Source organism: Chloracidobacterium sp. (genome assembly GCA_025057975.1).
Taxonomy (GTDB): domain Bacteria; phylum Acidobacteriota; class Blastocatellia; order Chloracidobacteriales; family Chloracidobacteriaceae; genus Chloracidobacterium.
The window spans coordinates 32,585-44,541 of the sequence record JANWUV010000017.1 but is presented as its reverse complement, the minus strand read 5'-3'; the positions used below and the strand labels follow the sequence as shown (position 1 = coordinate 44,541).

Sequence of the window (11,957 nt, the reverse complement as noted above, 5' to 3'; positions counted from 1 at the left end):
CGTTGCGGCTCGACTGTAGTTAGGAATCCTCCTAGCCGCAACCGCCGCTGGCGTTAGGCGGCGGTTTCAGAAACCACCATGCTCAACTTGCGCAACCTTCGATTGGAGTATCCTAGCCCCGGCGGCGAACCGCCTGTGCGCGTGCTTGACATACCGACTTGGACGGTCGCCGCCGGTGAGCAGGTCGCGCTGGTCGGCGCAAGCGGTTCTGGTAAAACCACCCTACTCAATGTTATCGCCGGCCTTGTCACGCCGGATGAAGGCGAAGTCCGCCTTGACGACACCGACATTACGCGCCTGGACGAAGTTCGGCGCGATCGCTTCCGTGCCGCGCACATCGGCTACGTGTTTCAGAACATCCATCTGCTGCCAGCCTTTACGGCGCTCGAAAACGTGGCGCTGGGGATGAAGTTTGCCGACAACCGCGCCGGCGCGACCTACGCCCAGGCCCTGCTTGACAAAGTCGGGCTGCGAGAACGCGCACGGTATTTTCCACGCCAGCTTTCCGCCGGACAGCAGCAGCGCGTCGGCGTGGCGCGCGCACTGGCGAATCGCCCGAAGTTGGTATTGGCGGATGAGCCGACCAGCGCGCTCGACGCCCGCAACCGCGACGCCGTACTGGACTTGATGCAAAAACTTTGCGCGGAAATCGGCGCGGCGCTTATCGTTGTTACGCACGATGAAGCCGTTGCACGGCGTTTCCCGACCGTTCTGCGCCTTTCCGACATCAACCGCGCCAACTAACATCCATTATCGCGTCAACCAAGCGTGGCGACCAAGACCGGCTATGCAAACACTCACGGTCATCTATCGCAACCTGCGTCAACGTTGGCTTTCAACCTGCCTGACGGCGCTCTCTATCGCGCTAGGCGTGGCGCTGGTGACCGCGATTACGGCGCTGCGCCAGCAGGCGCAGGCGAACTTTGACAACGTGGCGGCGTCCTATGAACTGGTCGTCGGCGCGAAGGGATCGCCGCTCCAGCTCGTACTCAACACAGTGTTCCACCTTGACGTACCGGTGGGCAACATCCCCTACGCCTACTATCGCCAGCTCAAAGCCGACGACCGCGTCGCCTACGCCGTGCCACTGGCGCTGGGCGACAACTACCGGGGCTTCCGGCTGGTCGGCACCGAGCCGGAGTATTTCAACCTCGTCAAGCTCAAGGATGGGCAGCCGGTCGCTGTCGCGCAGGGACGACCGTTTGCGGCGGATTATGAAGCCGTGATCGGGAGCGTCGTTGCGCGCGAAACAAAACTTGGACTGGGACAAACCTTCGTCGCACGACACGGGGTGGAAGACACCGTCGCCGCCGAAGAACACGAAGAAGCGCCGTTTACAGTCGTAGGCATTCTGCGCGAAACCGGCACGCCGCTTGACCGCGTGATTTTCATTTCACTCGGCAGCGTGGATGAAATCCACCGCGACAGCACCAATACCAGCCAAAAGAGTCAAAAGTTGCTCGACCAACTCAACGCGCTGGGCGCAGACCCGGAATCGTCCCTAACACCGGAGGCCAAGGAGGACGACCATAGCCACCGCCACGGTCATCGCCACGGCCGTAAGCCGTCAGCCGCCATGCCGACCGAAGCGCCAGCCGCACCGGCGCAACCCGCCTCACAAGCAGCTGCGCCCGCCGGTGAGATTGCCGAAGTGACCTCGGTCATCGTCAAGCTGCGCTCGCCCGGTTACTTGTTCCTCATGCAGCGGGAAATCAACAAGGGCAAGGACGCGCAGGCGGCGCTGCCGGGCGTTGAGGTGCAAAAGCTGTTCGCTATCGTAGGGACGGTTGATCGGGCGCTGTTGCTTGTCTCGCTGCTCGTGGTGGTCGTCGCGGCCGTGTCGGTGTTGGTGGCGATTTACAACTCACTGGCGGAGCGGCGGCGCGAAATCGCAGTGCTGAGGGCGCTCGGTGCACGCCGCCGGACGATTTTTGCGTGGCTGCTGTGGGAAGCCGCCGCGACGGCCGCGCTAGGCGGGCTGGTTGGGGTCCTGCTCGGCCACGCGCTGCTGGCGACGGCCGGGGTGACGCTCAAGTTCCTAAGCGGTCTGCCGCTCGCGCCGTGGACGTGGACGCGCCTAGAACTCGGACCGGGCTGGCTGAAGACGTACGTCCCGTTTGAGGCGGTCGTTGTCATTGGTACGCTGCTGCTTGGGGCGCTAATGGGGCTGCTGCCGGCGGCGCTGGCTTACCGGACAAACGTCGCCCGCCATCTCAGTGAATGACCAAGGACGACCAACTTCGATGAACCAGCGCGAACGCGAACAAGCCGTCGCCGCCATGGCCGGACAGCGTATCCTTGTTCTCGGCGATGTCATGCTGGACGAATTTTTCTGGGGACGCGCTCACCGCATCGCTCCGGAAGCGCCAGTGCCCGTCGTTGAGATCGAACGCGAAAGTTACGCGCTGGGCGGCGCAGCCAACGTCGCCGCCAACATCCGCGCACTGGGCGGCGTGCCGTTTGTCATAGGCGTCATCGGCGATGACCCCGCCGCCGAACACTTGCGTGACGCCATGCTGCGGTGGCATCTGGAATGGCACGGACTCGTCACGGACGCCGCCCGGCCAACGACGCGCAAAACGCGCGTGATGGTCAACGCCCACCAGATGGCCCGCTTTGACCGCGAATCCCGACACCCAATTCCCGAACCCATTGAAACCGCCGTCATCGCCAAGATTGACGCTTGGCTGCCTCACGTCGCGGCAGTCGCTGTTTCCGATTACGACAAGGGTGTTCTTACGCCGCGCGTCCTGCGTCACACCCTCATGGCGGCGCGCTCACAGGGACTGCCGGTGGCGCTCGACCCAAAACCGGCGCGATTCGCCCACTATCAGCCTGTCACCGTTGTCACCCCGAACCTCCACGAAGCTGCTCTCATCGCCCAGACGCCAATCTCCGACGATGCGACGCTCAGTGATGTTTGCCGCCGCCTGTCAGCAATGCTCGGCGACGCCCACGTTTTGGTCACGCGCGGCGAAGCTGGTATGACGCTCTATGAAGCGACCGGCCGCCTGCGCCATCTTCCAGCTGTTGCCCGTGAGGTCTACGATGTGACCGGCGCAGGCGACACCGTCCTCGCTGTTCTGACACTCGGCATGAGCATAGGGCTGCCGCTGCATCAAGCCGCCGAACTGGCTAACCGTGCCGCCGGCGTCGTGGTTGGTAAGCTGGGCACCGCAACCGCCCGCCCTGAAGAACTTGTCGCTGGACAGGTCCTAACGGTGCGTTGACCGGTTACATGCGGCTTTGTTATGGTTCGCACACTTCGGCGGCGGCCCGCCACCGGAATGACCGGTTGCCTAATCCCCCCTCCGGTCGGGTTGCGTGGCGCGGCGTAGCGGCGTTCAGTCACAAGGACTATATTTCTTTACTCTCCATAAAGGAGCAGACATGGCGCACGAGGATTTTGTCAAAGGTCTGGAGGGCGTGTTGGCGGCCCAGTCATCCATTTGCTTCATTGACGGCGCGGCCGGTCGCCTGACGTACCGTGGGATTGATATTCAAGAACTAGCCGAGCATTCAACGTTTGAAGAAACGGCCTACTTTCTCCTCTTCGGCCACCTCCCCAAACAATCGGAACTGGACGCTTTTACCAAGCAGTTGCAGACGGAGCGCGGCGTTCCGAAGGAAATCTACACGCTGCTGCGGACCATGCCGCCGACGGCGACGCCGATGGAAGTGCTCCGTACGGCGACTTCGGCCCTTTCAGCGTATGACCCGGACGGCCATGACAACAGCGACGAAGCCACTGTCCGCAAAGCCATCCGGCTCATCGCCCAGATGACAACGCTGACCACCGCCTATGACCGGATTCGACGCGGCCTTGAACCCGTCCCGCCGGATCCGTCCCTGACGATGGCGGAAAGTTTTCTACACGGGTTGACTGGGGAGAAGCCGCATCCGTCGAGCGCGCGCGTGTTTGACGTATGCCTCATCCTGCATGCCGACCACGAACTGAACGCCTCGACATTTGCGGCGCGCGTGATTGCTTCGACGCTTTCCGACATTCACGCCGCCATTACGGGCGCCATCGGCGCGCTGGCTGGGTCACTTCATGGCGGCGCGAATCAGCGCGTTCTCGAAATGCTGCTTGAAATCGGCGAACTCGACCGGGTTGAAGCTTACATAGACAACCTTTTTGCCAACAAGAAGAAGGTCATGGGCTTCGGCCACCGCGTCTATCGGACAATGGACCCACGCGCGACCGTGCTGCGCAAGTTCGCTAAGCAGCTTGGTGAAGATATCGGCAACACCAAATGGTACGAAATGGCTGAACGCATCGAGCAGCTGGTTTTCGCCCGCAAGAAGCTATACCCGAATGTGGACTTCTTCTCGGCTCCGGTCTTCTACACGCTCAACATTCCAGTGGACTTGTTTACACCGATTTTCGCGTGCAGCCGGATTTCAGGGTGGGTCGCTCACACGATTGAGCAGTTCCGTGACAACCGTCTCATCCGGCCGCTGGCGCTCTACACCGGCGCGGAGAAGGCGACGTACATTCCGATATCTCAGCGATAGGTTGCGCGAACGGGAATGCGCCTGCCATGCCGGGCCTCTCTGCGGCGACGCTCGCCTTGGTTGAGTTTCTCAACGCCCACTATGATCGCTACGCCGTCCGTGGGGTAACGCCCCGCTTGACGGCGCAGGAACTCGCCGCACACCTCGCCGCTTTTGCGGCTCAGGACAAACGCATCAAGGTGGAGGTCGCTGGTCAATCGGCCGCCGGTCGTCCCATTCACCGTGTGATGTTTGGGGAGGGCCGGCGGCGTGTCCTGATGTGGACGCAAATGCACGGCGACGAACCGACCGCAACCTTGGCGACGCTTGACCTGCTGGCGGCGCTGACGACCTTCGACCAACACGCCGGCCTCACAACCATCCTCAAAGAGGTACAGGTCTGCATTATCCCGATGCTCAATCCGGATGGCGCTGCGGCCTTCCAGCGGCGGACGGCGCAGGGGCTTGACCTAAACCGCGACGCACGTTGCCTTCGGACGCCGGAGGCGCGCATTCTCAAGCGGACGCATGACGATTTCGTCCCAGATTACGCTTTCAATCTCCACGATCAAAATCCCCGCTACACTGTCGGCGACAGCCGCCGGTTGACGGCGATGGCCTTTCTGGCGCCGGCGCACGACGCTTCAGGGAAGGACAATGTCACACGCCGCCGCGCCAAGCGATTGGCGGCGACGCTGGTGCATCTGCTGACGCCTTACATCGCCGGCCACATGGCGCGCTTCGATGACACGTATGAGCCGCGCAGTTTCGGCGACGCCATGCAGGGCTGGGGCACAAGCGTCGTCTTGGTCGAATCCGGCGGCTGGCGTGATGACCCGGAAAAGAACTTCTTGCGCAAGCTCAACGCCGTGATGCTGCTGGGCGCGCTCCATGCCATTGCCGGCGACGAATGTGAAGAAGTCGAAGTGTCCGCCTACGAGGCGTTGCCCGGCAATACCGAACACTTCTACGATCTCATTTTTGAGTCCGCCACGCTCGACTTCGGTTCCGGCGTACCGCCGGTTGTCGCCGACATCGCCGTCAACGTCCTCGATAGCTGGCGGCAGCCGCATGTGGACGCCGTTCGCGGGCGGGTGATGGATGTCGGTGACTTACGTGATTACGAAGCCGGTGAACGGTGGTCGCTGGCCGGCCGGAGCGTCAGCGGGGAAGAGGTCCGTATTGAGGCGGAAATTGACGTGGATGCGCTCCGTGCGCTGGCTCAACCTATTGAGCTGGCGTAAGGCGCTTCGCCATGCCCCTCTAGGGCGTTTTCCGCACAAACTAGCCATGCTCCGGCGTAATGCCGCTCCAACGGCATATCACGCCAGTGAGCGCACTATGCGCCGCCGGACAACATAAACCGCCGCAGGACGGTGTAGCGCGGGCCGTCAGGTCGCAAGTCGCTGCGATAGAGCACCAGCGCGTCCGCCCGCCACCGAGTCAGCGCCGGCGCTATCTCTAACCGGACGCCGGACGGCCATGTCGGGCGCGTCCTTCCCAAGGTGATGTGACCACGGAACGGCTTGTCGGCGGCGGCTAGCCCGACGGACTGCGCAGTGGTCTCGGCCAGCGTCGCCAACGCCGTCAATCCTGATGTCGCAGCGACCAAACAGGCGATGGTTCGTGGCTGCTGCGCCGAGGGGAAAAAGCGCGGCTCGGTCATGTTCAGTTCCAATGGGCCCGGCGCGTCCGGTCGCCCAAGAGCAGCCTCTAGTCGCTCCGTTAGCGCCGCATCAACGGCGGCGTCAATGTCGCCAAGGAAGCGGATCGTCATGTGCAAATTCGCCTCAGCCGTCCATTTCACGTGACGCGCCCATGGCGCTTCCAACAGACGCCGCCGATAGCGACATAAAACTTCGTGCGCATCCGCATCGGGATTCAAGGCCAAAAACGCCCGCATTCGGCAACCTCACATAAAACGACGTTTTTCTATCCGCGCAACCCCGCCGCTCGTCCCCACAAACACGGCGTCCGGCCGGACGGCGATTGCCGTAACATTGGCGGACGGCAGGCCGTCCCGCCAGACGCGCCATCGGTCGCTTCGCAGGTCGTAAACGAGCAAACCACGATCCAACGTCCCGACGTAAAGCCGCTCGCCGTCCGTCGCCATAGCGTTGAGGTTGATCTCAACGCCCTTGGTTTCCGGGAAACGCCGGATGTCACCCGCTGGACGCATGGCGCAGACGCCGCCGCCGTATGTGCCGATATACAGCGTGTCCTCCACGGCCAGCAGTGCATTGATCCAATTCGCCGGCAAGTCGCTGTTGTCCGTCCGCCACGTACGCGCTACGCGCAACCCATCCAGTTCCGCCAAACCGCCGAGCGTGCCGACGTACAGCTTGCCGTTGAGCATTTCACAGCAGTACAGATAGTTGCTCGGCAGGCCGTGAAACGCCGTCAAGCTGCGTCCGACGCCGTCCCGCCAAATTGTCAGGCCTTTCGCCGTCGCCACGGCCAGCGCCTGCGCAGTAACGCCATTTTCTAGCGGCCGGACATGGGAAACGGCGTCGCCAATCAACGCGGCCGATTTTGCGTCGTAGCGCCGCACCACCTTCCCCGCCGCATCAAACGCCACAAGCCCGCCGGAGGTCGCCGCCAGCATCGGCGACAGCCGCGAGGTTGCGCACAGGTGGTTGATTTCCCGTACGGTTTCATCCTGGATGTGACGCAGCAGATCGCCAGTGTCGGGATCGAGAATGTCCAACCCATTCTCGAACGTTCCCACCCACAAACGTCCCGTCGCATCAAACGCTAGACTGGTGACATTGCCAGAGGTCAGCCGCCCTTCCGCCGGATTCGGACGATCAAATCGCCGCCATTCGAAGCCACTGTCGCCCTTGGAACGTACGGCATAAACGCCGCTCTGTGTCAGCGCCAGCAGTCGCTCACCGACCACCGCCAGCCGAACCTGACGGTGCGCTGCGTCTGACCCGGCCTGTACCGGCGATAACTGCGCAGCGCGCAATGCGGCCTGACTCATTGGCCGCACTTCCACAATGCCACCGACGACCAAACCGGCGTAAAGTTTGCCGTCGTACACAGCGAGCGAACGAATGTTGGGCTGGCGCGAAACCGGTTGAAGCTGTTCGTCTTGCGTCAGACGCACCACACCGGCGTCCGTCGCCACATACAAGCTTTCGTCACGCCAAGCGAAAGCTGTGACGTGCGGCGACGGCAGCCCGCCGGACGGCGGCACATGCTTGAGTTCACCGTCGCGCCAGATAAAAAGGCCGTGCGCCAGCGTTCCGATGAACAGGCGCGTCCCGACAGCGTACAGCGCCGTGACGCCGGTGATAGGTGTTGCACGTGGCGGCTGAAAGCGCTGCCCGAACTGCGCGCCGTCATAGTCGTACAGCCCACCGTCGAGCATCCCAATCACCAATACGTCCGGCGTCGCCAACAAGCTGCTCACATGAACAGCTGCCGGTTTGCGGAATTCGTGCTGAATGAACCGCACGCCGTCATACTCAACGAGGCCGGCTGTGCGCGTCCCGATAAACAGTCGGTCCCGGAAGACGGCGAGTGTAGTGAGATCGTTGTCTGGCAAGCCGTCGGCGGTCGTCAGGTGACGCAGCGGCGCACCGTCAGTATCCAGCACCGCCAAGCCGCCGCTCGTCGCCGCGTAGAGCTGACCGCGAAACTCCGTGAGCGCCTCAACGTGCGCCGCATCCAACCAAAGCGTCACTCCCGCCATATCTGGCGGGGCCAGCGGCGTTGAACGTGTTTCCAGCCGTCCGGCGGCTTCGGCCGCCAGCCGCACTTCCTGCGCTGCGCGCCATGTTGACCACCAAAACCACCCGCCGACAGCGACGATGAAAAAGCTGACCAAACTGAGTACAATAAAACGTGTACGCAGCGGCATGATGCGTTTCACAGGCGGTCGCTTGCGTTTGAAGGCGGGGCGTAATACAGTTGCGGCCTCGCCGTTTCACAAAACTTTGCCATCGTCCCTGCTGTTCGTGTTCCGTCTCGGTCTTGACGACAGCCGCGACAGGTTTCGCGGCTTTGAACCACAAGGAGAATACCCCTATGAGCCTTTCTACGTTGGAGTCGCTCAAACAACAGTTGTTCCAGACGCATCCGGAATACCGGAGTTTAGTCCGTGAACATCAACGCGCCGACGCTCGCCTCCAAGAAATTCTGGCGTTGCCCCACCCGCGGCCGGATGAACTCGAAGAGTCCGCGCTGCTCAAACGCCGCAAGCTTTATCTCAAAGACCGGATGGAGGAAATCATACGCCAGCATCAAGTCAGGGCAACGGTGTGAACACGCTTTGATACCCTAGACCGGCGCGTTGCGCCATGGATGAAGCGCCGTTTCCCGGCAGGGGGCGGCGCTTCGTCGCTTTCGGTCGGTTGTGTGATAGGGTGTGACGGCCACTAAGGCGACGCCTTCAATGCTGCTTAGCGGGACACTTTTTAGACAGGCGACATCACGATGACCGCGCCACGACGGGAGCGTATTCGGTTGCCAAAACTGCGAGCGGCGGACTTCCAACATCCGCTTGACATAGCAGCGCTTGAGGCCGTCAAGCAAGCGCGCGGGCTGGATTTTATCGTTCGCAAACTCAACGAGTACGGTTGGGAACGCTGGTTTCGCGTCACGAACGTCGCCGACAACGTGCGCGTCACGCCGCGTCAGTGCAAGCGCATTCATGACCTGCTGCGCGAAGCCTGCGCGATTTTAGCTGTTCCTGAGCCAGAGCTTTATTTGGACCAGGACCCGATTGTGAACGCCTACACCTTTGGGACGGAGCGGCCGTTCATCGTACTTCAGTCGGGCTTGGTGGATTTCCTCTCTGAAGACGAACTGCTCGGCGTCATCGCGCACGAACTGGGGCACATCAAATGCGGTCATGTGCTTTACAAGATGATGGCGACCTTCCTTTCGGTCATCATCGAGCGAATCGGCGAGGCTACATTCGGTCTCGGCGCAGTGGTTGGTTCAGGGTTGCTGCTGGCGCTGTATGAGTGGGATCGCAAGGCGGAGTTGTCATGCGACCGCGCCGGGTTGCTGGTCGTGCAGGATGTTGAGACGTACCTGACATTGCTTCTCAAGCTGGCCGGCGGAAGCCGGGCGGTGTTTGACCAACTTAACACAGAGGAATTTTTGCGGCAGGCGGAAGAGTACGAAGAACTTGACCGCGACCTGCTCAGCCGGGTCTATAAGTTCCTCCAAGTTTACCGGCGGACGCATTCGTTTCCCGCCGTCCGAGCCAGGGAGATCAAACAGTGGGCTGAAACGGGCGCGTATAAGTCCCTGCTTGACGGCAGCTATTGGATGCGGCCGGCAGTGACCGACGAACCGCCTAGCCGGCGTGGAACGACGGCGGCCGAGGCGGCAGGTTCTGTCGTCCTGCCGGTGTGTCCAGCTTGTGGCGCGGGCCAAGTGGACGCTCATGCACGGTTTTGCTACCAGTGTGGGCATCCGCTGGATCGTCCGGCACCGCCGAAACTCGACACCCGGTTGCGCTGCCCCAACTGCGACGCTCCTATCCTCAAAAGCGACGTGTTCTGCCCGTCGTGCGGGCTGAATACCCAGCTTGGATAAGGAACAATGCTCGCCAAACGCATCATCCCGTGCCTTGATGTGGACGCCGGGCGGGTCGTCAAGGGTGTTCGCTTCCAGGACCTCGTGGACGCGGGCGATCCGGTTGAGCAGGCGCGGCGCTACGACGCCGAAGGCGCGGATGAACTGGTGTTTCTCGACATCACGGCGTCGTCCGACCGCCGCGCGATTGTGACGCGCATGGTGCGCGCCGTCGCGGATGAGGTGTTTATTCCCTTCACTGTCGGCGGCGGCGTCCGCACAGTTGACGACATGCACGCCATTCTTCTTGCCGGGGCTGACAAGGTTTCCGTCAACACCGCCGCCTTCGAGCGCCCTGAGCTAATCGCCGAAGGCGCGCAGAGGTTCGGCAGCCAGTGCATCGTTGTAGCGATTGACGCACGGCGCGTTCCGGGCGTACAGCCCCCGCGGTGGGAAGTCTTCTTGCACGGTGGGCGTACGCCGACGGGCAAAGACGCCGTCGCTTGGGCGATGGAGGCTGAACAGCTTGGCGCGGGCGAAATCCTGTTGACGAGTATGGATCGCGACGGCACGCAGGACGGCTATGACCTTGAACTTACGGCGCGTGTTGCGGAAGCGGTTTCAATTCCAGTCATTGCGTCGGGCGGCGTTGGGACGCTCGAACACCTGTACGAAGGTCTAACGGTCGGGCGGGCGAGCGCAGCGCTGGCGGCTTCGATTTTCCACTTCGGACGACATACGATTAGCGAGGCGAAAGCGTACCTTCACTCACGCGGCGTCTGTGTCCGACAGGTATAAAAGCCAACGCTTGAGAGGGAACAGCGGCCTACCTTTGAGCCGTAGGCCTAAGCGGGTAGTGCACCCAGCTTTTTTATTGCGCGTTCCACCTCCGGTTCGAGCCATTCGGACGTCTGAAAGCGCGGGTACACTGCCAAGCGCGGACGCAGCACGAAGCCCCACGCGGCAAGTTCGGCGGCGTAACGCTGCGGCGCAAGCCATGGTTCGTCGGGGTTGACGTGATCCCGTTCCGGTGAAATCCCACCGAAATCGCGCGCCCCGGCTAGTAGCAATTGCCGCCGGCCATCGGCGTCCGCAACTAGATTCGGAGGAATCTGAACGACGACTTCATCCGGCAGGATGGCGCGCGCCAACCGTACGGCGGCGACCAGGGTTGGCAGGTCGGGTCCAACATCAGCCGCCATGGCTGTCCCCGGATGCGGCGTGAACGGCTGGATGATGACTTCCTGAATGTGACCATACCGTTGATGCAGCTGGGCGATGGTCTCCAGCGACCGCCGCCGGTCATGCCACGTTTCGCCGACGCCAATGAGCAGTCCGGTCGTGAACGGAATGCGCGCCCGTCCTGCCGCTTCCAGTGTCGCCAACCGCCGCTGCGGGTGCTTGTTCGGCGCACGTCGGTGGGCGCGCTTACGCAACAGCGCCGTACTCGTCGTCTCCAACATCATCCCCATCGAGGCGCATACCGAACGCAGGCGGCGCAACTCAGCCTCGGACTGATTGCCAATGTTGATGTGCGGCAGCAAGCCCCACTTCAGCGCCAACCGACACACGGCGATCAGGTAGTCATGATAATCCTGAAAGCCCCAGCGGCTGAGCTGCTCCCGAATAGCAGGAAAGCTCATGACGCCTTCGCCGCTCATAATCAGCGCCTCGCGGCAACCGGCGCGTGCGCCCCGCGCAAAGCAGGCTTCGGCGTCTGAAAGCGCAGCGAGCGGCGTTGGACGCGCAAAGGCGCAGTAACCGCAAGCAAAGACGCAGCTGTAAGTAGGAATGAACGTTATGCTGTGTGAGTAGGTCACAACCAACGCCGGCCGGTCAACGCCGGAGGGCGAATCAGCGGGTTTGTCCCAACAGGCCTCTCGATGGCGCTGGAAGCTCATGCCTTGCATCTTGGTACGTCGCGCGTA

The 11,957-nt window shown here is 62.1% G+C and carries 11 protein-coding genes; 8 read left to right on the top strand and 3 right to left on the bottom strand.

Annotation, left to right across the window (positions count from 1 at the left end; genetic code table 11):
- Nucleotides 1–78 precede the first annotated feature (78 nt).
- The 5 genes from NZ585_13590 to NZ585_13570 all read left to right on the top strand — a co-directional run bounded on the left by NZ585_13590 (nt 79) and on the right by NZ585_13570 (nt 5,741).
- Entirely contained in the window at nt 79–744 is a 666-nt protein-coding gene (locus tag NZ585_13590; protein MCS7081067.1) for an ABC transporter ATP-binding protein, read from the top strand.
- A gap of 43 nt (nt 745–787) precedes the next feature.
- Nucleotides 788–2,224 (top strand): ABC transporter permease, encoded by a 1,437-nt coding sequence (locus tag NZ585_13585; protein MCS7081066.1) that lies wholly within the window; start codon nt 788–790, stop codon nt 2,222–2,224.
- 19 nt (nt 2,225–2,243) lie between these two features.
- Complete coding sequence (rfaE1, locus tag NZ585_13580) at nt 2,244–3,230, top strand: D-glycero-beta-D-manno-heptose-7-phosphate kinase (GenBank protein MCS7081065.1); 987 nt, start codon at nt 2,244–2,246, stop codon at nt 3,228–3,230.
- A 160-nt stretch (nt 3,231–3,390) separates the two neighbouring features.
- Entirely contained in the window at nt 3,391–4,518 is a 1,128-nt protein-coding gene (locus NZ585_13575) for a citrate synthase (GenBank protein ID MCS7081064.1), read from the top strand.
- Nucleotides 4,519–4,544: 26 nt separating this feature from the next.
- Nucleotides 4,545–5,741, top strand: coding sequence for a M14 family zinc carboxypeptidase (locus tag NZ585_13570; GenBank protein ID MCS7081063.1), 1,197 nt, complete (start codon nt 4,545–4,547; stop codon nt 5,739–5,741).
- Nucleotides 5,742–5,836: 95 nt separating this feature from the next.
- On the opposite strand, the gene thpR is transcribed toward NZ585_13570, so the two are convergent.
- A complete protein-coding gene (gene thpR, locus NZ585_13565; GenBank protein ID MCS7081062.1) occupies nt 5,837–6,400 on the bottom strand; it encodes an RNA 2',3'-cyclic phosphodiesterase in 564 nt (187 codons plus the stop codon).
- Between the two features lie 9 nt (nt 6,401–6,409).
- Complete coding sequence (locus tag NZ585_13560) at nt 6,410–8,362, bottom strand: hypothetical protein (protein ID MCS7081061.1); 1,953 nt, start codon at nt 8,360–8,362, stop codon at nt 6,410–6,412.
- Nucleotides 8,363–8,529: 167 nt separating this feature from the next.
- Here NZ585_13560 and NZ585_13555 point away from each other — a divergent pair, with 167 nt between their 5' ends.
- The 3 genes from NZ585_13555 (at nt 8,530) to hisF (ending at nt 10,827) form a co-directional block, all read left to right on the top strand.
- Nucleotides 8,530–8,766 (top strand): DUF465 domain-containing protein, encoded by a 237-nt coding sequence (locus tag NZ585_13555; protein MCS7081060.1) that lies wholly within the window; start codon nt 8,530–8,532, stop codon nt 8,764–8,766.
- A gap of 171 nt (nt 8,767–8,937) precedes the next feature.
- Nucleotides 8,938–10,050, top strand: a complete 1,113-nt coding sequence (locus NZ585_13550; GenBank protein ID MCS7081059.1) for a M48 family metallopeptidase — start codon at nt 8,938–8,940, stop codon at nt 10,048–10,050.
- 6 nt (nt 10,051–10,056) lie between these two features.
- Nucleotides 10,057–10,827 (top strand): imidazole glycerol phosphate synthase subunit HisF, encoded by a 771-nt coding sequence (hisF, locus tag NZ585_13545; GenBank protein MCS7081058.1) that lies wholly within the window; start codon nt 10,057–10,059, stop codon nt 10,825–10,827.
- Nucleotides 10,828–10,874: 47 nt separating this feature from the next.
- Here the strand turns inward: hisF and cofG are convergent, their stop codons facing one another.
- Nucleotides 10,875–11,930 (bottom strand): 7,8-didemethyl-8-hydroxy-5-deazariboflavin synthase subunit CofG, encoded by a 1,056-nt coding sequence (gene cofG / locus NZ585_13540; protein ID MCS7081057.1) that lies wholly within the window; start codon nt 11,928–11,930, stop codon nt 10,875–10,877.
- Between the last annotated feature and the right edge of the window lie 27 nt (nt 11,931–11,957).